The 20,928-nt window shown below is 61.5% G+C and carries 23 protein-coding genes; 3 read left to right on the top strand and 20 right to left on the bottom strand.

The features are described from left to right. Window positions 1–9 precede the first annotated feature (9 nt). The 10 genes from flgG to motA all read right to left on the bottom strand — a co-directional run bounded on the left by flgG (window position 10) and on the right by motA (window position 6,723). Window positions 10–798 carry a flagellar basal-body rod protein FlgG gene (gene flgG / locus AC5ZG5_RS20600; protein WP_208825120.1) on the bottom strand — a complete coding sequence of 263 codons (789 nt, stop codon included), beginning with the start codon at window positions 796–798 and terminating at the stop codon, window positions 10–12. Window positions 799–807: 9 nt separating this feature from the next. Further along, complete coding sequence (fliE, locus tag AC5ZG5_RS20605; protein ID WP_208825479.1) at window positions 808–1,125, bottom strand: flagellar hook-basal body complex protein FliE; 318 nt, start codon at window positions 1,123–1,125, stop codon at window positions 808–810. Between the two features lie 6 nt (window positions 1,126–1,131). Further along, window positions 1,132–1,551, bottom strand: coding sequence for a flagellar basal body rod protein FlgC (gene flgC / locus AC5ZG5_RS20610; protein ID WP_028161567.1), 420 nt, complete (start codon window positions 1,549–1,551; stop codon window positions 1,132–1,134). A gap of 11 nt (window positions 1,552–1,562) precedes the next feature. Continuing rightward, complete coding sequence (gene flgB, locus AC5ZG5_RS20615) at window positions 1,563–1,940, bottom strand: flagellar basal body rod protein FlgB (protein ID WP_130223165.1); 378 nt, start codon at window positions 1,938–1,940, stop codon at window positions 1,563–1,565. Between the two features lie 93 nt (window positions 1,941–2,033). After that, the gene (gene flhB / locus AC5ZG5_RS20620; RefSeq protein WP_028161565.1) at window positions 2,034–3,110 is read right to left on the bottom strand and encodes a flagellar biosynthesis protein FlhB; all 1,077 of its coding nucleotides are present in this window, start codon (window positions 3,108–3,110) and stop codon (window positions 2,034–2,036) included. A 12-nt stretch (window positions 3,111–3,122) separates the two neighbouring features. Further along, window positions 3,123–4,157, bottom strand: coding sequence for a flagellar motor switch protein FliG (locus AC5ZG5_RS20625; protein WP_028161564.1), 1,035 nt, complete (start codon window positions 4,155–4,157; stop codon window positions 3,123–3,125). A 13-nt stretch (window positions 4,158–4,170) separates the two neighbouring features. Beyond that, window positions 4,171–4,569: a flagellar motor switch protein FliN gene (gene fliN / locus AC5ZG5_RS20630; RefSeq protein ID WP_130223171.1), complete on the bottom strand. Its 399-nt coding sequence runs from the start codon at window positions 4,567–4,569 to the stop codon at window positions 4,171–4,173. A gap of 51 nt (window positions 4,570–4,620) precedes the next feature. After that, complete coding sequence (locus AC5ZG5_RS20635) at window positions 4,621–4,902, bottom strand: hypothetical protein (RefSeq protein ID WP_130223173.1); 282 nt, start codon at window positions 4,900–4,902, stop codon at window positions 4,621–4,623. Continuing rightward, window positions 4,883–5,740: a FliM/FliN family flagellar motor switch protein gene (locus tag AC5ZG5_RS20640; RefSeq protein WP_245287158.1), complete on the bottom strand. Its 858-nt coding sequence runs from the start codon at window positions 5,738–5,740 to the stop codon at window positions 4,883–4,885. The genes AC5ZG5_RS20635 and AC5ZG5_RS20640 overlap by 20 nt, the downstream gene beginning before the upstream one ends. A 77-nt stretch (window positions 5,741–5,817) precedes the next feature. Further along, window positions 5,818–6,723 (bottom strand): flagellar motor stator protein MotA, encoded by a 906-nt coding sequence (motA, locus tag AC5ZG5_RS20645; protein ID WP_456643783.1) that lies wholly within the window; start codon window positions 6,721–6,723, stop codon window positions 5,818–5,820. A 250-nt stretch (window positions 6,724–6,973) separates the two neighbouring features. On the opposite strand from motA, the gene flgF reads away from it, so the two are divergent. After that, on the top strand, window positions 6,974–7,705 hold the full coding sequence (gene flgF, locus AC5ZG5_RS20650) for a flagellar basal-body rod protein FlgF (RefSeq protein ID WP_456643782.1): 732 nt from the start codon (window positions 6,974–6,976) through the stop codon (window positions 7,703–7,705). Window positions 7,706–7,735: 30 nt separating this feature from the next. Further along, complete coding sequence (gene fliI, locus AC5ZG5_RS20655) at window positions 7,736–9,067, top strand: flagellar protein export ATPase FliI (protein ID WP_028161559.1); 1,332 nt, start codon at window positions 7,736–7,738, stop codon at window positions 9,065–9,067. Window positions 9,068–9,141: 74 nt separating this feature from the next. On the opposite strand, the gene AC5ZG5_RS20660 is transcribed toward fliI, so the two are convergent. The 8 genes from AC5ZG5_RS20660 to AC5ZG5_RS20695 all read right to left on the bottom strand — a co-directional run bounded on the left by AC5ZG5_RS20660 (window position 9,142) and on the right by AC5ZG5_RS20695 (window position 17,688). Continuing rightward, window positions 9,142–9,948, bottom strand: coding sequence for an NAD-dependent protein deacetylase (locus AC5ZG5_RS20660; RefSeq protein ID WP_456643781.1), 807 nt, complete (start codon window positions 9,946–9,948; stop codon window positions 9,142–9,144). A gap of 869 nt (window positions 9,949–10,817) precedes the next feature. Further along, complete coding sequence (locus tag AC5ZG5_RS20665; RefSeq protein WP_456643780.1) at window positions 10,818–11,435, bottom strand: dihydroxyacetone kinase subunit L; 618 nt, start codon at window positions 11,433–11,435, stop codon at window positions 10,818–10,820. Beyond that, on the bottom strand, window positions 11,435–12,433 hold the full coding sequence (locus tag AC5ZG5_RS20670; RefSeq protein ID WP_456643779.1) for a dihydroxyacetone kinase subunit DhaK: 999 nt from the start codon (window positions 12,431–12,433) through the stop codon (window positions 11,435–11,437). The genes AC5ZG5_RS20665 and AC5ZG5_RS20670 overlap by 1 nt, the downstream gene beginning before the upstream one ends. Before the next feature lie 26 nt (window positions 12,434–12,459). Continuing rightward, on the bottom strand, window positions 12,460–13,509 hold the full coding sequence (locus AC5ZG5_RS20675; protein WP_456643778.1) for an ABC transporter ATP-binding protein: 1,050 nt from the start codon (window positions 13,507–13,509) through the stop codon (window positions 12,460–12,462). A gap of 35 nt (window positions 13,510–13,544) precedes the next feature. Further along, window positions 13,545–14,384 carry a carbohydrate ABC transporter permease gene (locus AC5ZG5_RS20680; RefSeq protein ID WP_207230935.1) on the bottom strand — a complete coding sequence of 280 codons (840 nt, stop codon included), beginning with the start codon at window positions 14,382–14,384 and terminating at the stop codon, window positions 13,545–13,547. Beyond that, complete coding sequence (locus tag AC5ZG5_RS20685) at window positions 14,374–15,333, bottom strand: carbohydrate ABC transporter permease (RefSeq protein ID WP_080663507.1); 960 nt, start codon at window positions 15,331–15,333, stop codon at window positions 14,374–14,376. Before AC5ZG5_RS20685 ends, AC5ZG5_RS20680 begins: the two co-directional genes overlap by 11 nt. Beyond that, entirely contained in the window at window positions 15,333–16,733 is a 1,401-nt protein-coding gene (locus tag AC5ZG5_RS20690; protein ID WP_456643777.1) for an ABC transporter substrate-binding protein, read from the bottom strand. Before AC5ZG5_RS20690 ends, AC5ZG5_RS20685 begins: the two co-directional genes overlap by 1 nt. Before the next feature lie 55 nt (window positions 16,734–16,788). Next, the gene (locus tag AC5ZG5_RS20695; RefSeq protein WP_028161552.1) at window positions 16,789–17,688 is read right to left on the bottom strand and encodes a dihydrodipicolinate synthase family protein; all 900 of its coding nucleotides are present in this window, start codon (window positions 17,686–17,688) and stop codon (window positions 16,789–16,791) included. A 228-nt stretch (window positions 17,689–17,916) separates the two neighbouring features. Between AC5ZG5_RS20695 and AC5ZG5_RS20700 the strand changes: the two genes are divergently transcribed. Beyond that, on the top strand, window positions 17,917–18,723 hold the full coding sequence (locus AC5ZG5_RS20700; RefSeq protein WP_456643776.1) for an IclR family transcriptional regulator: 807 nt from the start codon (window positions 17,917–17,919) through the stop codon (window positions 18,721–18,723). Between the two features lie 68 nt (window positions 18,724–18,791). On the opposite strand, the gene AC5ZG5_RS20705 is transcribed toward AC5ZG5_RS20700, so the two are convergent. Beyond that, window positions 18,792–19,808, bottom strand: a complete 1,017-nt coding sequence (locus tag AC5ZG5_RS20705; protein WP_456643775.1) for a hypothetical protein — start codon at window positions 19,806–19,808, stop codon at window positions 18,792–18,794. Window positions 19,809–19,917: 109 nt separating this feature from the next. Then, a complete protein-coding gene (locus AC5ZG5_RS20710; RefSeq protein ID WP_456643774.1) occupies window positions 19,918–20,925 on the bottom strand; it encodes a substrate-binding domain-containing protein in 1,008 nt (335 codons plus the stop codon). Window positions 20,926–20,928 lie beyond the last annotated feature (3 nt).

Below are 20,928 nucleotides of genomic sequence, written 5' to 3' on the forward strand. Positions count from 1 at the left end.
CTTGCAATCCTATCGAAGGCCCTTGGAGACGGTCGACGCCATCTCGTCCGCCGCCTGGATCACCTTCGAGTTCATTTCGTAAGACCGCTGCGCCGAGATCAGTTCAGTGATCTCTTTCACCGGATCGACGTTCGAACTTTCAAGGTAGTGTTGATGGATCTTGCCGAAGCCGATATCGCCGGGAACGCCAACGACCGGAACGCCGGACGCCAACGTCTCCTTGTAGAGATTGCCGCCAAGCGGATCGAGGCCCGCCTCGTTGGCGAAATTCGCGAGATTTAGCTGGCCGAGCAGGCGCGGATTAACCTCGTTGTCGAGCTTGGCGTACACCTGGCCGGATTCATTGACCGTGACATCGACCGTCCCTTGCGGGACGATGATCGCGGGATCGACGGTGTAGCCATCCGCCGTCACCAACTGTCTGTCGGCGTTGGTATTGAAGGCCCCGGCGCGGGTGTAGAGCGTTTCGCCATTCGGCCCCACGACCTGGAACCATCCTCTGCCGTTGACGGCGAGATCGTAGGTATTGCCGGTTTGCGCCAACGCACCCTGCAAGTGCAGCTTTCGCACGGCCACCGACCGAACGCCCAGCCCCAGCTTGGCCCCCTCGGGGACCGCAGCTTCGCCGCTGCGGTTCGGAACGCCCTGCATGCGATCGACCTGGTAGAACAGATCGGTGAATTCGGCTCGCGAACGCTTGTACGATGTCGTGTTGATGTTCGCGATGTTGTTGGCGATGACCTCGACATTGAGCTGCTGCGCGCTCATTCCGGTCGCTGCGATGGCAAGCGCTCTCATTTGCTATCCTCAGATCGCCATTCGGCTGACTTCTTGGTACGCCTGCACGACCTTGTCGCGCACGGCGACCGCCATCTGCAGCGTCTGCTCGGCGGACATCACGGCCTCCACCACGCTCTGGGCCGACACCTTGCCCTGGATATACGACACCGACGCAGCCTCCCCGTTCTTAAGGGTGCCGATGGCGTCGGCGGCGACCTGCTCAAGGACCCCGCCGAAACCGACCGAGGATTGAGCCGCCTGCGGCGCCGCCGGTGCGGACGTCGCAACACTGCTTGAGCGAACGACGCCGGCGATGTCTTTTAGAACCGAAACCGCTTCCAACATCATGGACTATGCCCCCTTCAACAGATCGATCGTCATGGCAACCATCGACCTCGCCTGCTTGATCACCTGCAGATTGGCCTCATACGAGCGGTTGGTTTCCCGCATGTCCGCCATTTCGATCAGCATGTTCACGTTCGGCAGCTTGACATAGCCGTCCTGGCCGGCCGCCGGATGAGTTGGCTCGTAATCGACCCGAAACGGAGCACGGTCGACGCCGATGTCCTTGATCTTCACGACCCGCACGCCCGCCGCGCGATCGACCTCCGCCGAGAACGTCGTGGTCTTGCGTCGGTAGGGCTCGGCACCGGGCGTACGGCCAGTGGAGTTGGCGTTTGCCATGTTCTCGGATACGACGCGCATCCTGGTCGACTGCGCCTCAAGTCCCGAACTGGCGATTTGAACTGATGCCTGCAGCGGATCGATCATCAAGCCTCGCGTTAGCTCTTCGCACCGGTCATGAACATGCGGTGAAACGATTTGACGATTGCGACGTTCAACGAATAGTCCTTGTTGATATCGCCTGCCTTGAGCATTTCCTGCTCGAGACTCACCGAGTTTCCGGAGTGAACGACTTCCCAGCTATTCTCCTTGCGCGTGCCCTGCGGACGTACAAGCGAGCCGGTGGTCATATGTTTCGGAGATGTGACTGCGAGCGGCACGACTTTGGTATCGAGTATCTTGTCGAACGGCTCGATATCCTGCGCTCGGTAGCCCGGCGTATTTGCATTGGCTACGTTCGACGAAATCGTGGACTGTCGAAGCGACAGCCAGCGCGCGTGAGATGAGGCAAGATCGAAGAGATAAACGGGTCCCACAACGTCCTCGTCACAGTGGTCCTATGACGATCGTATACGAACCCAAACTTGTCCGAGGCTGGTGAAATCTCCGCCATTGATGCGAAGCGTTTCTCACACACCCGCCTTCTGCTTGCGTGAATGCAGGAAATAGATGATCTCGGCGACCGGACGAAAGAACTCTTGCGGAATCACCCGGTCGACCTGAGCGGCACCGTACATGGATCTCGCAAGCATCTTGTCCTCCACGACCGGCACGTTGTTCTGCTCGGCGATTTCCCTGATCTTGAGCGCGATGAGATCCTGCCCCTTCGCAAGCACGGTGGGAGCTGCATCTTCGCCATGTCGATATTTCAGGGCGATCGCATAGTGAGTGGGATTGGCCACGACCAACGTCGCGCGGGGAACCGCAGCCAGCATCGACTTTCGCGCCCGATCGCGGGCCAATGACCGCAGCCGCGACTTGACCAGCGGATCGCCTTCCGCCTGCTTGAATTCGTCCTTGAGTTCCTGCCGCGTCATGCGCAGGTCGCGCCGCCAGTGGAATCGTGCCCAGACGAGATCGAGCGCCACCAGCACGATCGTGGCAATGCTGATTGCCGATACGAGCCGCATCGCAGTCGTCAAGATAAGTTCCGGAACGCCGGTCGGGTCGCTAAACAAAGAATTCACGGCCACAGCCTCCTCGGCCCGCAATACGATGGCCACCACGAGGCCTATCGCAAAAAACTTAAAAGCGGCCTTCAGGAACTCGATGCGCCCCTGACTGCCGAATAATCGTCCCCATCCCTGAGAAATCGAAATACGTGAGGCCTCGGGCTTTATCCTCTCAAACACCAGACGCGGAGCGTTCTGCAGGAACGAAGCCGCCAGTCCGGCTATTGCAAGGACAACCACGATTGGAAGCAGCAGGGCGGCCGAACTGCTTCCAATGACGACCATGAATTCCAACGCATCCGCACCGTTACGGATGCGAATCCCGGAGGGATCATCGATCAACCGGCTCAGCGTCGATGCCAGTTTCCGGACACTGTCGACCGTAAGGAAGCTCAGGATGATGAGGAACGCGATCATGGACGAGAAGATCGACGCCTCACGCGAGACCGGAATTTTGCCCTTCTCGACGGAGTCTCTTATCTTCTTTTCCGTCGGCTCTTCGGTCTTGCTCTCCTTGTCGGGTCCCTCGGCCATAACCGTCAGTCTTTACGTGAATACCGGCCCATCTTCCTGATCCGGATTGAGCTCGATCTCTCCTCGCCCGGCCATGTCGAGCGCAAGGTCCGTGATCGCGCGGCGCGCCTCCAGGATTTCGCGCTGGTTCGAAGGGACACTGCTGGCAAGCTCGCCCTCGACCATCCGGCGCGTCCGCGACGCCAGCGACGACAGAATGAGCTCGCGAAAGCTCGTATCGGTTCCCTTCAGCGCTATCACCGTGCGATCGGTCGGGACCTGGTCGAAGATCAGCATGCGCGCCTTGGCGGTGAGATTGACGATATCGTCAAACGTGAACAGCATCCCCTTCAGTATCTCCGCCGACTTCGGTCGCGATTCGGAGAGATTCTTCAGCGATTCCTCCATCTGCGTCCGCTCCATCTTGTTGATGATGTCGGCCATGCGAGGATAGGTGTCGGATGCGAGGTTGCGCCCGAAGTTGATCATGAAGTCTTCGTGCATGGTCTTCTCGATGACCCCCATCGCCTCCTCGACAACGGGTTTCAGGCTCAGCATGCGGCGCATCAGATTGTGCCGCAAATCCGCCGGTAGCAGGCTCATCACGCGTGCGGCGCATGCGGGCTTCACCCTGGAAAGGATCAAGGCGGCCGTCTGCGGATGCTCCTTGAGCAGATAGTTGGCCAGCAGGCTTTCGGACACGGAAGAGACCCGTTCCCACACCGACTTGGTCTTGTTGCCGAGCACCTCCGATATGATGTCCGTGACCTGCTCGGGAGGAAGAACGCCGGTCAGCAGTTTCTCCAGCTCGCCAACCGTTCCGAAGATGTTTGGCCCGGTCGTGAAGTGCTGGGCGAACTCCTCGATGATCGCCTCGAGCTCGGGACCTGAAATAGGCTTCAATTCCGCCGCTGCGCGCGTGACGATCCTGATCTCGTCCGGATCGAATTCCTTTAGGACGCCGCCGGAGAGCTCCCGGCCCATGGCCAGAAGGAGCGCGGCAACCTTCTCCGTACCGCTCAGCGGCCGGGCTTCGGAGCTACGCTTTGCAGGTGCATTGAACGCCATTCGGGCAGATCCCTTACGCCTCTACATCGCCTGGGGATCCTCCGACGATTTCGGTGAGCGACACGCCGAATCGCGAGTTCTCGTCCTCCACGACGACAACCGCGCCGCGGGCCACGATTCGGCCGTTGACAACCACCTCCACCGGCTCGCCGACGCGATGATCCAGCGGAATGACGGCGCCTCGCCCCAGCTTCATCAGATCGGCGACCGGCATCGTCGCCGAGCCAAGCAGAACCTGGACAGTGACCGGAATGCGCAGGATCGGCTCGAGGTTTGTAAGCCGGCTGGTTTCCTCCGCCGCGCGCGCAGCAAGATCCGCGAGTTTTCCGAACGCGGCTCCTCCCAGCTTGGCCGCCTCCGACGGATTCGCTGTCGGGGAGGCGGCTGATTCGGTTTCGAATGGCTGCTTCATTTCACTTGCTTTCTCGGCAATTTCATATTCCGGCGATCATGCCAATTATATCTACCTGCGGGACACATCGGCGCGAGTTTCGATATCGGTGATTGCCTTGCGCGCCTCTTCGATCTTGCTTCCGAGGATATTGACGAGCTGCTTTCCGTCGGCACTGAACTCCCGCACCATGAGCACCATGTCATCCATGGTTTCGGTGGTCTTGCCGAGAATGAAAGCGAAATCGCCCTGGCTGGCGCGCAGGTGAACGAGCTCCCGGTGCATCCTCGTCACACGGATGGTGGTGACAAGCAGCGCCGCCAGGAGAATAAGGTCAACGAGATAGGATGCCATCGATGAACTCCCGCTTTTGATCCGCCGATTCCTTGACTTGCAGCGAATAGACCCCGTTGAGCTGCCCCATTTGGCACCAGAACAGCCGCTGATTGTTGCACTCGAGCCTCACGAGAGTGCTCGGCGTGGCATTCAGCTCGATCACCTGACCTACCTGAAATCCTGCAACTTCGCCGAGAGTGAGCGAGCGCTCCTCGAGTACCGCTTTCAGCACCACCTCGGTGCGCTGGATCTCGTTGTGGAGCTGCTTGCTCCAGTTCGGGTCCGTGGATACGGACTCTCCGGACACGATCTGCGAAAGCGCCTGGCGGATAGGATTGAGAACCGCGTGCGGAATGACGATGAACATCTCGCCACCGCGGTCCAATCCCTGGACCAGAATTTTGGCATATACGGCCATGTTGTTGAGCCGGCCGATTGCCAGATAATCCATCCGCGTCTCGACGCGTTCCAGATTGAACTGGACCTCCGAAGCGCGCGAGAACGACGATTGCAATGCCTTGCCGAAGCGTTCGAACAGCGCTTCTGCAACATGCAGCTCCACGTTCGAGAAGACGCGCGGCATGTCCAGCGGTGGTTCCGCCCCGTCGGAGCCGAACAACAGCTCTACCATCGTGTATACGAAGTCGCGATCGAAGCCGATGAGGATTCGGCCGTCCCACGCCTGCGCGTAGAACACCGCCACGATCGCCTCTGATTCGCGGCCGTCGAGAATCTCGGAAAGACGGTCGCTACCGACACCGGTCAGCGAAAAATACGACTGCGACGGCGACATCGACCGGAGACTCTCGGCGCAGAGGTTGGTCATCTGATCGAAGATCACATGCAGCATCGGCATGCGATCGACCGAGATTCCGGCGGCCCCGAGCAGTTGATCCGGCGCCGGCTCGTGCCGCAGCGGCTTGCTTTCCGACATCAGGCCTTCGCTCCCGCCACTTTCGCCACCTGTTCACCGCCGCCGCCCTTTGTCGCGCCGGCGATGGTCTCGTTTTCCACCACGTCGATCGAGGGACGATCGCCAGGTCCGATCATCTTGCGGCCATGCTCGATTGCGATCTGCGGCAGCGCGCCGTTCATGAAGGCAAGCAGCGTCTGCTTGACGATGATGTACATCCGGCATTGCTGCTCACGCACCATTTTGACCTTGTGGGCCAAAGGCGCAACAAGGCCGTACGAGAGAAAAATTCCGGCAAATGTTCCAACCAGCGCCGAACCGATCAGGCCACCGAGAAGCTTGGGCGACTGATCAAGCGCCCCCATCGCCTTGATGACACCCAGGACCGCGGCCACGATCCCAAGCGCCGGCAGGCCTTCCGCAACCATCATCAGAGAATGGTACGGCTTGAGCTTGCTACGAACTATCGTTTCGATCTCTTCGTCCATCAGCGCCTCGATCTCATGCGGTCGCGCGCTTCCCATGACGATCAGGCGAAAATAGTCGCAGATGAAATGCACGAGAGAATCGTTGGCAAGTACGGTCGGGAAGTTCTGGAAGATCTCCGACGATGACGGGTCGTCAATATGCGCCTCGACTTCATTGCGCCCCTTGTTGCGCACCTCGCGCATGAGCGCGTGCAGAAGTCCGAGCAGGTCGAGATAGTGGCGCTGCTTCGGCACCGCCACGGTAAGCGCCTGCACGATCCCGACCCCCGTGTCGATGACGACTTTCCAGGGGTTCGCGACAATATAGGTGCCGATCGCCATACCGGCGATGATGACGAACTCCCACGGCTGCCAGATCACGCTGACATGCCCACCCATCGCCACGAAGCCGCCCAGCAGGCTCGCGATCGTGACGATGACGCCAAAAAGAATGCTCAAGCCCACCGCTCCGAATTGGGACACATTCGTTTAGGCAGCGATCCTTGCACGAAGCTGTCACTGGACCGGCGCGAACAGCCTCACACAAGCTTGCCGGTCGATTTTTCAGCCAGTCTTAATCCCTGTGTGCGCGCAGGAGCTGCTTTCGCGATGGTGTCCCACGATCGCAAGTTATCGGAGATCTCCGGCAATCCGGCTCGATCTCCGAGCGGACGGCGCGCAGCAACCTGAAGATCGGACGATAGCCGGTATGCAATCAGCGCTCTATGTCAGCCTTTCCGCTCAGGTCGCCGTCGAAAAGAGGCTTGAGACCATCGCCAACAATCTGGCGAACATGAAGACGACCGCTTTCCGCGCCGACGCGGTGAAGTTCGAAACGGCAATGTCGCGCGCCGCATCCCAGCCCGTCGCCTTCTCGACCCCCGGAGAAAACTTCATCTCCCGAAGGCCCGGAAGCGTGACGCGGACCGAGAATACCCTCGACGTCGCCATCATCGGCAACACATGGATGGGCTTTACCGGTCCCACCGGCACGGCTTACACGCGGGACGGCCGGATGCAGATCAACCGCACTGGCGAATTGCAGACCGTCTCAGGGTTCCCCGTGCTCGATGCAGGCGGCACGCCGATCATCGTGGATCCCGAGGGCGGACCGCTGACGATCTCGCGAGACGGGACCATTACGCAAGGCATAAACCAGGTCGGAGTGCTCGGCCTGTTCGACATTCCTGCCGGCGCAAAGCTGGAGCGCTACGGCAATTCGGGGGTCATTCCGGACCGTGCCGCGACGCCCGTCGTCGATTTCATGTACACCGGCTTCCAGCAGGGCTATGTCGAGGAGTCCAACGTCGATCCGCTATCGGAGCTGACACAGTTGATCACCGCCTCGCGCGCGTTCCAGAGCGTCACCTCGCTTGTCGAGGGCTCCGAGGGCACGATGCAGAATGCGATTCGCTCGCTTGGCGAACCGCCCAAGGCATAGCAGCCAGCAACACAGGAGCCTGGTAACCGAATGAATGCGCTGGAGCGGCTGGAATCGACGCTTTCGTCGCTCCGCAAGGACGTGCCGACGGTCCGGGTGGGCGGCACCGTTTCAGAGGTCGCGCCAACGCATTACCGCGTCTCGGGCCTCTCGCGATTCGTAAGACTGGGCGAGTTGATCGGGCTCGAAATCGATGGCCAGGTACAACTCGGCGAGGTCGTTCGTATCGACGGGAACGGCGTCACTGCCAAGCCATTCGATTCCCACATCGGGGCGGGCCTGGGCCTCGTTGCCTATCGTCATCCACCAAAGACGATCTCGCCGCATCCAAGTTGGAAGGGCCGGGTGCTGAACGCCCTTGCTGAGCCGCTCGACGACGCTGGCACGCTGCACGTCGGGGACCGGGTGATGTCAACGGATGCAAGCCCGCCGCCCGCCATCAGCCGCGCCCGGGTGCGCGCACCGTTGCGGACGGGAGTGCGGGTGCTGGACCTGTTTACGCCGCTCTGCGTCGGGCAACGTATTGGTATTTTCGCCGGGTCAGGCGTCGGCAAGACGACGTTGCTGTCCATGATCGCGCAAAGCCAGGGTTTCGACACCGTCGTCACGGCCTTGGTCGGCGAACGCGGCCGCGAGGTACGCGAATTCCTCGAGGAGGCACTGGTTCACCATCAATCGCGCGCGATCACGGTGGTGTCCACGAGCGACGAGAGTCCGATGATGCGCCGCCTGGCAGCAAAGACCGCCACCACGATCGCCGAATATTTTCGGGATCGCGGCGAATCGGTGCTGCTGATCGTCGATTCGGTCACACGCTTCGCTCACGCGGCCCGCGAAATAGCACTGGCCACCGGCGAGCCGGCGGTTGCGCGCGGCTATGCCCCAAGCGTCTTCAGCGAGCTGCCGCGCCTGCTCGAACGGTCCGGACCCGGCATCGACGGACAGGGCTCAATCACCGGCATTTACTCCGTGCTCGTCGATGGCGATGATCACAATGAGCCGATAGCAGATACGGTGCGCGGCACTCTCGATGGGCACATCGTGCTTGACCGGGAGGTCGCAGATCAGGGGCGCTATCCCGCCGTCAATGTACTGTCATCGGTATCGCGCCTGGCCCAACAGGTCTGGACCGCGGACGAGCGCAATCTGCTGCGAAAGTTGCGCGCCATGATCGCGCGCTTCGAGGACACGCGCGATCTGCGCTTGATGGGCGGCTATCAGCCGGGTCGCGACGGCGAACTCGATCAAGCCGTCCAACTCGTTCCGAAGATCTACGATCTGATGCGGCAAGCGCCGTCGGACCCGCCGAGCCGTGAGCCGTATCAGGAACTGCTGAACCTCATCAAGGCCGCAATCGAGTAGCGGTTTGCCTTTCCGGGAGGCCAACCTCGGAAGGTCACTGCAGCTTTGTTGTTCCTGACACTCGCCGAGTTTTCTCATAGCAAGAAGGCAAGCGCCGCCTCGCAGCGATCTTCTATCTTCAGCGTGAGCAGGTGATCGGCACGGGTCCGACCGAGATTGACGGCCGCGATCGGCAGACCATTTTGAGCGGCCATCTGCGCGAACCGAAAGCCGGAATAGACCATGAGCGAGGAACCGACGATCAACATGCCGTCGGCTTCGTTCAAATGGCTCTTAGCGGTGGCAACGATCTCGCGCGAAACATTTTCGCCGAAGAAGACGACATCTGGCTTGAGAACGCCCCCGCACACGCGGCAAGCCGGTACGACAAAGCTTGAGAAATCCTCGTTTTCGACGTCAGCGTCCCCGTCCGGAGCGTCCGCGGCGTCCAAACCGAGCCACGCGCCGTTCAAGCGAGCCAGCTCATCCTGAAAAGTCGACCTCGGCATCGTCGACGCGCATCCCAGGCACCGAACCATATCAAGTCGTCCGTGCAGGTCGATGACCTGCCTGCTGCCCGCAGCCTGGTGAAGCCCATCCACATTTTGCGTCAGGAGGATTCTGCTTCGTCCCTTCGCTTCCAGCTTGGCCAGCGCATGGTGGGCATCGTTGGGCAATGCACGGCCAAACCTCCGCCACCCGACCAGACTCCGCGCCCAATAGCGCTGCTGGGTCGCGTGCTCACGAATGAAGGCCTGGTAAGTGACCGGCGGCGTCCGCTTCCACTTGCCGTCGCTATCGCGATAATCCGGAATGCCGGAATTTGTGCTGCAGCCTGCTCCCGTCAGGACGAACAGACGTGAGTGGCGGCTGATGAAGTCCTCGAGCGCATCGTCTTGCATAGCCGGAAGTATTTAGTGCGTCGGTGTCGCTGACGCCAGTAGGAGCCCGCGAGCTTGTGCGCCGGGCCCCGGACGGGACCGCTCTCCACACCAACTTCGGCCGAGCCTTGCTTGCCGCGGAGGCCCGCCGATGGCCTCTGCTTCGCAGGCTTCTCAGAGGGATAGAGTGGAGCGCGTTGCTCTATCCGCGGCAATATTGTTAAACAGCGCTGTCATCGTCCGGCTTGGCCGGACGATCCAGTATTCCAGAGACGGCTGAGCTTAAGTTGAGAGGCCGCCAGATACTGGATGCCCCGCCTTCGCGGGGCATGACGGGGGAGTGGGTGTGTGAGTTCGCATTCTCGCGGCGCATTGCGTCCGAGCTTCGCTTCACTTTCCACCCTCTTCGCGGTCAGAGCGCGCAGGGAAAGCCGGGTGCTGGTTGCCCCATGGGTTCGCTGATGAGGATGGACAGACTTTTGCTGATTTGCCCGTCAGGTTGATTTGTCGCACATAGGGCGGAGCGGGAACGCGATGCCTGAACCGATCACCGCGTTCCCGTTTGAAAAGCCTCAATCCGCCGCCTGATCTCGGCCGTGCGGCTCTATTCACCGGGCGGCAGCCTCGCCGAGGCGGTCAAACTCGCCAATTTGATCCGCAGGGCGAAGCTGCCGACGATTGTCGCGGCCGGGTCGCGCTGCGCCTCGGCCTGTTTCAGTCGTCTATGTCAGATGCCTTCACTCCCACCTGCGGCGCTTTCTACAAATGCCTGTGTTTGAAGCGCTGTCGCGATGTATAGTCCCGTTCTCAACGGGTCTCAGCGTCCTGCTGTAGTTATTCCTGTTCGCCAAGAGCGCGCGGATCGCTTTGTTTGCTCCGCGCGCAAGGCCTTATGAGGCATGATTGCCTTCCGTAACGGCGGTCACCAGCCTGACAAATGCCAGCATTCCGGGATCGTCGAGGCCGCGGCTCTTGTCGCCGAACATCCGCGCACGGCCGATCCTGCAGGGTTTGTCGTTGAAATCGGCCAACACAGCGGCGGCACCCTGCCGCGCCGCGCTGACCACCTCTGTCCAGTCCGACTTGCCCGTAACCGCCTTGGCAACGGCATCGATCGCGTCGATGACCGTCTTGTCACCGAGCGCCGATTGGCCGCGCTTCAGCATCGCGTCACGCACATCAGCAAGGATCGGACCCAGCTCCGAGGCGGCAAGCTCGGTGCGGCCTTTCGTGGCGCGAGCGAACGCGAGAAGTCCGGTCGCAAATAGCGTGCCAAGGCTGGAGCCGGTGGCAGCCGCGGCCGCCTGTGCAAGAGCGCCGCAGACACGGCCGAGATCGTCGCCGTCCTTCGCATCCACCGACGCCAGCCGCTCAATCACCCTGGCAAGCATACCGCCCGTGTCGCCATCGCCCAACTTCGCGTCGGCAGCATTGAGTTCTTGTTCGAGCTGCGGCATGGCGGCATGAGCGCGCGACGCTGCCGAAATGAGGGACTTTGCCGACAGCATCAGCCGACCGTCCAGAATGGGCAGTATGCGGGAGCAGCGAGAAGGCGTTCCAGTTCCTGGTCGAGGAAGCAAAGGCTGATCGAGGCGCCGGCCATCTCCATCGACGTCACATAGGGACCAACAAGCGGCATCACGATGTGTAGCCCGCGTGCCGCCAGGAGTTGGGCCGCTTTCCTGTAGAGGATGAACAGCTCTTCCAGCGGCGTCGCACCCAGGCTGTTGACGAGGATGGAGACCCGATTGCCGCTGCCCCGCGGCTGCTCCGCCAGAAGGCGCTCGATCATTTCGGTCGCGATCTCGTCAGCGGATCTCAGCTTGTCGCGCCAGATGCCGGGCTCGCCGTGAATGCCGATGCCCATCTCCATCTCATCCTCACCGACGGTGAAGGTCGATCTGTCCGCGCCGGGCACCCGGCAGGGCGCGGTCGCCATGCCGATGGTACGGGTCGCATCGACAGCTTTCTGCGCGATCTCGGCGACATCAGACAGGCTGGCCCCCTCCTCTGCGCGTGCGCCGGCGATCTTGTAGGCGTAGACGATGCCGGCGACACCACGCCGCTTGCGCGCCTCCTGAGGCGAGGCGCTGGCGATGTCGTCGCAGCCAAGCACGGTGCGCGTTTCGACGCCATCAAGCTCAAGCATCTCGGCGGCCATGTCGAAATTCATGCGGTCGCCGCCGTAATTGCCATAGAGCAGCAGCACGCCGGCGCTACCATCAGCAAGCTTGATGGCCTCGGTGCAGGAGGCCACATTCGGTCCCTCGAAGACGTTGCCGATGGAGCAGGTGTCGAGCAGCCCCTTGCCGACATAACCGGTGAAGAGCGGCAGATGCCCCGAGCCTCCGCCCGAGGCGATGCCGACCTTCCCCTGACGCGCGCCTTCCGCCCTGCGCACCACGCGCTTTGCCTCTCCGCCCAGAGCAAGCGAGGGATTGGCCGCCACGAGGCCGGCAAGCATCTCGTCAACATAGTCCGAGGGTGAGTTGATGATTTTCTTCATGAGAAGCCCTCCTGAATGGCACAAGGTCAGTTGCCGATACGCGCTTCGGTCCCGGGATCGAACAGATGAATGACGGGGTCGAACGCCAGCTTGATGACGTCCCCTACAGCAGCCGTGATGCGCTCCCGGACAACGGCCGTGACTGGCGTCGTGCCGACACGAAGCTGCAGTACGGTCTCGGCACCGGTCGGCTCTATCAGCAATATGGTCCCGTCCACGCCCGCTTTGCCGACGTGGATGTGCTCCGGCCGGATGCCGAAGATCACGTTCCGTCCGTCCTGCATGCCCGGCGCCGAACCGAGGTCTACGCCACCATCGGCGATGATGCGCCCGCCGCTCGCGATCGCCGGAATGAAGTTCATCGCCGGCGAGCCGATGAACCCGGCCACGAACTTGTTGACCGGCTTGTCGTAAAGATCCAGCGGTCGTCCGACCTGCTCGACCGTGCCGCCGCGCAGCACGACGATCTTGTCGGCCATCGTCATCGCCTCGATCTGATCGTGCGTGACATAGACCGTCGTGGTCTTGAGCCGCTGGTGCATGTTCTTGATTTCGGAGCGCATCTGCACGCGCAGCTTCGCATCGAGGTTCGACAGCGGCTCATCGAACAGGAATACTTGCGGGTTGCGCACGATGGCGCGGCCCATGGCCACGCGCTGCCGCTGGCCTCCGGAGAGCTGGCGCGGATAGCGTTCCAGATAATTGTCGAGGTCGAGAATGGACGCCGCCCGACGCACCAGCTTTTCGATCTCTGCCTTCGGACGCTTCTGCAGCCGCAGCGCGAAACCCATGTTTTGAGCGACCGTCATCTGCGGGTAGAGGGCGTAGTTCTGAAACACCATCGCAATGTCACGGTCTTTCGGCGCGACGTCGTTGACAACGCGGCTGCCGATGCTGATCGCGCCGGAACTGATGACCTCCAGCCCGGCGATCATGCGCAGCAGCGTGGACTTGCCACAGCCCGACGGCCCGACGAGCGTGACGAACTCGCCGTCTTCGATGTCGACCGAAATCCCGTGGATCACCTCAAGAGAGCCGTAGCGCTTGCGCACGTCCTTGATCGTTACAGTACTCATTGCATGTTTCTTCCTTCGCGAAGGGCGAGCCCGCGTCAGCCCTTGACCGCGCCCGCGGTCATGCCCGCGACGAGGTACTTGCGCATCAGCACCGAGAAGAGCAGCACAGGCATCATGATCAGCGTGCCGCCGGCGGCGATCTTGCCCCACTCCCAACCTTCGTAGTTCATGAAGTTCACGACCTCGACGGGAGCGGTCATGGCGCTGTTGCGGGTCAACGTCAGGGCGAAGAAGAAGTCGTTCCAGGAATAGAGGAAGCACAACATTGCCGTGGTGGCGATCGCCGGAGTGGACATCGGAAGAACGATCAGCACGAATGTCTTCCAGAGGCTGGCACCATCTATCCAGGCGGCCTCTTCCAGCGCGCGCGGCGTCCCATCAAAGAAATTGCGCATCAGCCACACGACCAGCGCGAGATTGAAAGTCAGGTAGACGATGATGAGGCCGGTCTTCGTGTCCAGTAGTCCAAGATTGCGGTAAACGAGGAAGTAGGGAATGGCGAAGGCGACCGGCGGCGCCATTCGCGAGGCCAGGATAAGCAGCGAGAACGTGCGCTCGCGACGCATGGTGGCCCGCGACAGCGCGTAGGCGCCGGGCGTTCCGATCATCAGCGCCAACGCGGTCGAAACCGTGCTGGTGACGATGCTGTTCCAGATCGACACCGAGAACCGGCCAGTCCACAACCCTTCGTAGTTCTTCAGCGTCGGCTTGAAGAACAAGCCATCTATTCCGGTGAAGAACTCGTCCGACGGCTTGAAGCTCATCACCACAAACCACAGGAAGGGCAACAGCGTCAGGATCGCGAGCACGATGACGAGCGTGTTGGCAAGAATGCGTTCGCGACGTGGCAGATAGGAGGGAGCGTTAGTCGACACGGGACTCTCCTGCAACGACGCGGATGATGATCCAGCTCAGCAACAGCGTGATCGCAAGCAGCACCATGGTGACTGCCGACGAGTAGCCGATATAGCTGTAGTTGAAGGACTGCGAGAAGACGTAATAGTTGGAGACTTCGGTCACGGTGCCCGGCCCGCCATCGGTAAGGATATAGATCAGCGGGAAGGTCTTGATGCTGTCGATCAATCGGAACAGGCCGGCAACCAGGAGCGTGTTCCGCAGATAAGGCAGCGTCACGAACCAGGTGAGCTGCCAGCTTGTCGCGCCGTCAATGCGGGCGGCCTCGCGCAGCTCCTCGGGCATCATCGAGAGCGCCGCCAGGATGATCAGCATCGTGAAGGGAAACCATTCCCAGGTATCGGCGATGATGATCGCGGTCAGCGCCCAATTGGCATCGGTGATCGGCGTCGCGACGGACCAGCCAAGCGCTTTGAATATCCACCACGCCGGGCTGATGTCGGGCGAGTAAAGCACCTTCCAGATGATCGCCACGACGATGGGTGGCAACACCATCGGCACGAGAAACGTCGAGCGCAAGGCCTCCATCAGCGCGGTGCGCATGTTCAGCAGCAAGGCCACGACGAGGCCGAGCAGGAGCTGCAGCACCACGGTGAAGAACGACAGCTTGAGCTGCACCCACAGGCTGTTGTGCAGCCTGCTGTCGCCGAACAGAACCTTGTAGTTGGCCAGCGGGTCCGAGAAATTCCAGGCCGTTCCCGGCGTCGCCAGGCTGAGCGGCGTAAAGCTGGTGACCAGAAGATAGATCGTCGGCAGCAGCGTGACGATGGCGAGGATCACGAGCACCGGCGTCAGCAGCATCCAGAAAAAGCGGATCCGCTGTCGTTCGAAATGGGGAAGCGCGCCGATAGCTGCGCCACGGCCATCGCTGGCCGCGGCGTAATCCGACACCTTGGTGGAGATCGACATTAAAGCGCAACACCGGCCTTGCGCAGATCGGCAACGGCTTCGGCCTGTGCCGTCGCCATGGAAGCCTCCGCGCTCTGCTGACGCGAGGCGATGCGCTCGATCGCCTTGTTGATCTTGTCGCCCACTTGCGGAAAGACCGGGACGGTACGGTAGCTCATGTAGTTGCCCTCGCCGGCCCGCTCCAAAATTTGAAGATAGAGCGCGGCGACATCCTGACCGTTGATGTTGAGCACCTTGCGGTATTCCGGATCGTCGATGATGGACCGGCGCGGAACGGCGAGGCCACCGCGCTCGAACGCGATACGCCGGAACGTCTCCTTCGAGGTTGCCCACTGAATGAAGGCCCACGCGGCTTCCTTCTGCCGCGCGCCGACCGGAATGCCGTAGCCGTTGGCATTGGAGCCCGGGAAGCTGCCGCCGGCGCCCTTCGGGATCATGCCGAAGCGTGTCGTCTCCTTGACCTTGGAATCGGCGCGCTTGGCGAGCGGCAGCACCCAGGCCATCGCGTTGGTGCGAATGTTGGCGCGCCCCTCCGTCTGGCTTCGGAGCGCCTGATCGTCCGTGAACGACAACACGCCCTGTGGACCGTATTTGCTGAGGAGATCGCCATAGTACTGCGCCGCCCGTGCCGCTTCCGGCGTATCGAGCGTCGGCATCAAATCGTCCGGCGCCTTGCGAAACACCTTGCCACCCATGTTCATGAGGTAGGGCGGGAAATTCCAGTGATGCAGCTTGTCGTTCACGTAGGCCGCAACGCCATCCTTGCCATGGACGGCCGCGCAGACTGCCGCGAGTTCTTCGAGTGTCTCGGGGATCTTGAGACCGGCCTTCTCGATCAGGTCGTAACGCGCGATCCCCATCATCATCGCGCCGGCCTCCCAGGCGAAGCCGTAGGTCTTGCCGTCCTTGCCGCGGAACGGGGTCTGGGTGCCGCTGACGAAGTCGTCGGGATTCCACTCCGCGGGGGTCTGGTTGCGATCACTGACGAACGAGTCCAGCGGCGCGAGCCAGCCCGCACCAACCCAGCGGCCCGAATAGGGGAAAGTGATGTTGATGAAGTCGTAGCTGGATCCCTGCGTGGAAAGCTCGAGATCCATGCGCTGGTTGTAGACAGGGAAGGCCTGGAGATCGATCTCGACCTTCATCCCGGTCGCCTTCTCGAACTCCGGCAGATAGGCCTTCACATTCTCATGGAAGACGTGCTGGAAGCAGGCGCCGCGAAGCGTGACGCCATCGAACCGCTTCGCCTGGGCCAGCACTGCGGGAGAGCGCAGGCCGACGGCGGCGCCGGCCGTCAGCGCAGCCATCGTCCTCAAGACGTCCCGGCGATTGATGGCGCCGGCAGCCGGGAGAGCAGCATCAGCCGCTTCGGGATTCGCCGCTTCGGGACTCCTGGACATGTTCTTCCTCCTCGCTAGGCACTTTGCGCGCCGATTTTGTAGATATGAGAGACGATCAGCGTCCCGGATCGAACGCGAGCAGGGCTTCGAGCGCCGGACGGATGACCTTCTTCTGCTCTTCACTTGCCGGCGGCATGGGATGCCGCGGCGCCAGGCCGACGTGATCGCCCTGAAGTTCGAGGCAATACTTGACGAGAGCCGGAAGATTCTCGTGGCCCATCAGGTTCCAGAATGGGACGAGCTTGTTATGGATCTTCAGTGCGAGCTCATGATCGCCGCGCTCGACCGCATCCCACAGCGCGACGCAGGGACCCGGCGCGGCCGTCGGCGAAGCAGCCAGAGTGCCTTGCGCACCCATCATGAAGCACGGATACAGAAGGTCATCGATGGCGGCGAGGATCGCCTTGCCCTTCGGCGCGCGGATTACCAGCTCGGCGGCGCGCTTGATGTTGCCCTGGCTCTGCTTGATGCCGATGACGCCCGGGATCTCCTCCAGAATGCGCAGGACGAGCTCGGTGCTGAGCAGATTCCAGGGAATGACGTTGTAGATGACAAGAGGAATGCCGACCGTTTCCCAGATGCGCTTGAAATAGTCGAACATCGCCTGTTCGCCGTAGTCGAACACGTAGAATGTCGGGGTGACCTGCAGCGCGGTGATGTTGAGACCGTTAAGCGCCTTGGCCTTGGCAACCACATCGCGCGTGCTGTTGGAAATGATGCCGGCTACGACCGGCACCTTGCCGTTGACCTCTTCGACAGCAGCCGCAGCGAGCTGACGCAGTTCGGCGGTCTCGAGCGTGAACCCCTCGCCGGTCGAACCGCCGAAGCACACGCCATGCACCTTCTTGCTGAGAATATAGCGGACATGAGACCTGAACTTGGCCTCCTCGATGTTGCCGTCCTGATCGAACGGGGTGACGAGCGCCGGGATGATTCCCTTCAAGGTGGTGCTCATGATTTACGATGACTCCGCAGCTCTAATTGATCCTGATAAGTGGCACCGATAACGGCGCACCATTTCCTTGTCAAAGATCGTCAACGAATTGAAATTACGTAGCTAATTGCGTTTTCGTCGAAACAATATCCCGATAGTCGGGATAAAATACGAATTTCATCCATTTGCTCGTACAACGAGTATCCCATATATTCGGACGTCCAGAGGTCATGTTCAGGACGGGAAAACATGGACGCCGTGAACAGCGAGGCGGACAAAGACAGCGGCGCCGAAACCTCCGCGCAGAAGATGCAGAAGGTGCTTCAGTGCTTCTCCGTCCTGGAGCGCAGCCTCAGCGTTTCCGAGATCGCCGAACGAACCGGCATGCCGCGCAGCACCGCGCACAGATGGTGCGTCTCGCTACGCGAGATCGGCTTCCTCGATCAGGATCATACCAGGGACGAGTACCGGTTGGGCCTGAGCCTGCTTCAGCTCGGCAACACCGTGCTGTCGAGCATGGATCTGCAGAAGCAGCAGCGGCCGATCGTCGAATCGCTGACCCAGGCTTCGCAGGAAGGTGTGCATCTGGGTGTATTCGACGGCATCAGCATGGTGTTCGTGTCGCATACTCCGGGTGGACCACTGGTCCGCAACAACTCCACCACGCTCGTCGAGTCATCACCTTGTTATTGCACGAGCGTCGGCAAGGCCGCGCTGGCCTTCCAACCTGCCCCGGTCGTCCAGCGTATCATCGACATGGGCCTGGTGGCCTACACGCGCAACACGATCACCGATCCCGACAAGCTTCGCGAGGAGCTGCGGATCATCCGCGAGCGCGGCTATGCTCTCAACGATGGCGAGTTTGAACCGCATACACGTTGCATTGGCGCCCCGATCCGCAATGCCAGCGGAAAAGTGATCGCCGCCATCAGCGTCACAGGCACGTCCAAACGCCTGCCCGATAGCCGCGTCAAGAACATTGCCCCGCTTGTGGTCCAGCACGCCGACGCGCTCTCCATTCAGCTCGGCTACCGCATCCGCGGCGTGGCCAGCTAGCGCCTTTCGAGCGAAGCATGCGCTCGGACTTGATCCGAGGGTAGACAGCGGTTCGCGTGAAGAAACCGTCAGGCTGGCAACCTGCACGACGCCCAGCCGACCGCGGTGAGCTTGGCATCCGATGCGCGGCGCGCCCAGACCTCGAGCTCGACGACACGCACGCCATCGGCCAGCGTGCCCACAGCCGTCACCACGCCCGAGAACGACACCGGATCGAACACCTGCAGCGTGTTGATGAATTTCATCTTCAGCCAGCCTTTGGTAAACCAGGCTGCGCCGAACACCCGCGCCATCAGCTCCGCTGCGGCGCCGTATTCCTGCTGGCCCTGCACGATCAGGGTCGGCAGCTTGCCTTTCTTGGCAATCTGCAGATCGTTGTGCGTATTGCGCACGTATTCGCCGATGCGCGAGAAGACAGCGGTCTGCTCGGCTGTGAAGACCTTGGTGAGCGGCGTCAACACGTCGCCCACAGCCACATCGCTACCGGCCTTCTCGATCCGCCGCGCACAGTCCGCAACCTCTCCCGTCACGCTGCGTTCGGTCTTGCTGCTGCCGCGGCCGGCGATGAGACCCGGCACCGTGCGCAGGATCTCGACGCCGCGGTGTCTGACGATGCTGCGCCCGTCCTCGGCGGTCGCCTGGGCTTCCATGACCACATAGCCTTGGCCGCGCCGCTCATAGGCCTCGACATACTGGCCGGAGAGCGTCACGCGTTCGCCCAGCTTCACCGGACTATCGAACCAGATCTGCTCCTCGGTGTGGAAACCCACCGTCTTGCTGGCACGATAACGCGTAGTGAAGAGCTGGACGAGATCATTGCCCAGCAGCGCCGGATGACCGATGCGCGCACCGTCGAACGGGCTCTCGCCCCGCAGGTACCAGGCACCATAGTCGTCCTGGGTGAAAGCGAAGCGCTTGATCTTGTGATCGTCGATGGTGATCGTCACCGGCCCCAGTTCCTCCGGGATCCGCAGGTTCTCGAACACCGGCTCCTTCAGGCCGGCTTCGAGGTCATCTACGGTCACGGCCCGGCGAGGGTCGGTCAGATCGCGCCAGGGGTTCGGTGCGGCGGTCGATTGGGTCATGGTCACGTCCTGGAAGCGCTCTTCGATTGCTGCGCGAACGGCGGCCGGCTGCGGCTTCGGCCGAATGCAAGGAAACAACGGACCCCGGCCGGAGTCCGGGATCGGAGCATCAGAAGGTCAGGCGTGAAGGCAGGACCTTCCGCTTGCGGCTCTCCGGGTCATACCACTCGGTCACATTCGACTTGGTGATCAGCGGGGAATCGAAGGCGATCGTCTTCTTGATCGGCTTGCCGCGCAGGATCTGCACCGCGGCCTCGATCCCCTCCGAGCCGAACGGAAGATACTCCCACACGCCGTCGAGATCGCCCTTGTAGATACCTTCCAGTGCCTCGACCGTGAGACCGTCATAGCCGGTGAACCACATCTGGTCCTTGCGCCCCGCCTCTTTGGCGGCGCGCACAGCGCCGAGAGCCATGTCGTCATTATGGCAGTAGACCGCGTCGATCTGCTTGTTGGCCTGGAGCAGATCCTCCATGCCCTTGATGGCCTGGGTGCGGTCGTAGTTGGCGACGATGTGGCCAATGATCTTGATGTCCGGATGCTTCTCGATGACTTCACGCCAGCCTTTCCCGCGCTGCTGGTTGATTACCGATCCAGGCTTGCCCTCGATCTGCGCAATCAGACCTTTGCCGCCGAGCTTCTTGACGTAGTACTCGCCGGCCGAACGCGAGGTCGCCATGGTGTCGGTCGCGAGGTGACACGCGAAATCAACGCCGCGGGCCAGCGGCGAGCTGAGTACCACGATCGGAATCTTGGCTTCGTTGATCTGCTTGACCGCGGGCGCGATCGCCTCGGCGTAGTAAGTCGAGATGATGATGATGTCGACGTTGCGGACGAGCAGATCCTCGATGTCGCGGACCTGCTTGGCCGGCTGGTCGTTGGCATCATAGACGACGGTCTTGAGACCGTACTTCTTGGCGGTCTCCTCGATGCCTGCCTGTTGCTGCTTGATCCACTCGGTGTTGGAGAAGGACATCGTGAAGCCGACGGTCTTTCCCTGCACGGCCTGCGCAAACGAGTCTTGTCCCCAGATGGCGCCGGACGCGAGCGCCGCAGCGCCGGCGCCGAGCTTGAGGATGTCGCGGCGGTTCGCCCGCCGCGCTCCGTCGTGGGTCATGAT

The sequence above is a fragment of the Bradyrhizobium sp. Ses1 genome (assembly GCF_059512365.1).

Bases quoted from the DNA above. Each gene is read 5' to 3' on its own strand.
- AC5ZG5_RS20625 (WP_028161564.1), bottom strand. From the start codon at position 4,157: ATGGCGTTCAATGCACCTGCAAAGCGTAGCTCCGAAGCCCGGCCGCTG.
- AC5ZG5_RS20705 (WP_456643775.1), bottom strand. From the start codon at position 19,808: ATGACCCAATCGACCGCCGCACCGAACCCCTGGCGCGATCTGACCGAC.
- flgF (WP_456643782.1), top strand. From the start codon at position 6,974: ATGCAATCAGCGCTCTATGTCAGCCTTTCCGCTCAGGTCGCCGTCGAA.
- AC5ZG5_RS20665 (WP_456643780.1), bottom strand. From the start codon at position 11,435: ATGCTGTCGGCAAAGTCCCTCATTTCGGCAGCGTCGCGCGCTCATGCC.
- AC5ZG5_RS20690 (WP_456643777.1), bottom strand. From the start codon at position 16,733: ATGTCCAGGAGTCCCGAAGCGGCGAATCCCGAAGCGGCTGATGCTGCT.
- fliI (WP_028161559.1), top strand. From the start codon at position 7,736: ATGAATGCGCTGGAGCGGCTGGAATCGACGCTTTCGTCGCTCCGCAAG.
- AC5ZG5_RS20700 (WP_456643776.1), top strand. From the start codon at position 17,917: ATGGACGCCGTGAACAGCGAGGCGGACAAAGACAGCGGCGCCGAAACC.
- flgG (WP_208825120.1), bottom strand. From the start codon at position 798: ATGAGAGCGCTTGCCATCGCAGCGACCGGAATGAGCGCGCAGCAGCTC.
- flhB (WP_028161565.1), bottom strand. From the start codon at position 3,110: ATGGCCGAGGGACCCGACAAGGAGAGCAAGACCGAAGAGCCGACGGAA.
- AC5ZG5_RS20685 (WP_080663507.1), bottom strand. From the start codon at position 15,333: ATGTCGATCTCCACCAAGGTGTCGGATTACGCCGCGGCCAGCGATGGC.
- fliN (WP_130223171.1), bottom strand. From the start codon at position 4,569: ATGAAGCAGCCATTCGAAACCGAATCAGCCGCCTCCCCGACAGCGAAT.
- AC5ZG5_RS20640 (WP_245287158.1), bottom strand. From the start codon at position 5,740: ATGCCGATGCTGCATGTGATCTTCGATCAGATGACCAACCTCTGCGCC.
- AC5ZG5_RS20635 (WP_130223173.1), bottom strand. From the start codon at position 4,902: ATGGCATCCTATCTCGTTGACCTTATTCTCCTGGCGGCGCTGCTTGTC.
- AC5ZG5_RS20670 (WP_456643779.1), bottom strand. From the start codon at position 12,433: ATGAAGAAAATCATCAACTCACCCTCGGACTATGTTGACGAGATGCTT.
- fliE (WP_208825479.1), bottom strand. From the start codon at position 1,125: ATGTTGGAAGCGGTTTCGGTTCTAAAAGACATCGCCGGCGTCGTTCGC.
- AC5ZG5_RS20710 (WP_456643774.1), bottom strand. From the start codon at position 20,925: ATGACCCACGACGGAGCGCGGCGGGCGAACCGCCGCGACATCCTCAAG.
- AC5ZG5_RS20695 (WP_028161552.1), bottom strand. From the start codon at position 17,688: ATGAGCACCACCTTGAAGGGAATCATCCCGGCGCTCGTCACCCCGTTC.
- flgC (WP_028161567.1), bottom strand. From the start codon at position 1,551: ATGATCGATCCGCTGCAGGCATCAGTTCAAATCGCCAGTTCGGGACTT.
- AC5ZG5_RS20660 (WP_456643781.1), bottom strand. From the start codon at position 9,948: ATGCAAGACGATGCGCTCGAGGACTTCATCAGCCGCCACTCACGTCTG.
- AC5ZG5_RS20675 (WP_456643778.1), bottom strand. From the start codon at position 13,509: ATGAGTACTGTAACGATCAAGGACGTGCGCAAGCGCTACGGCTCTCTT.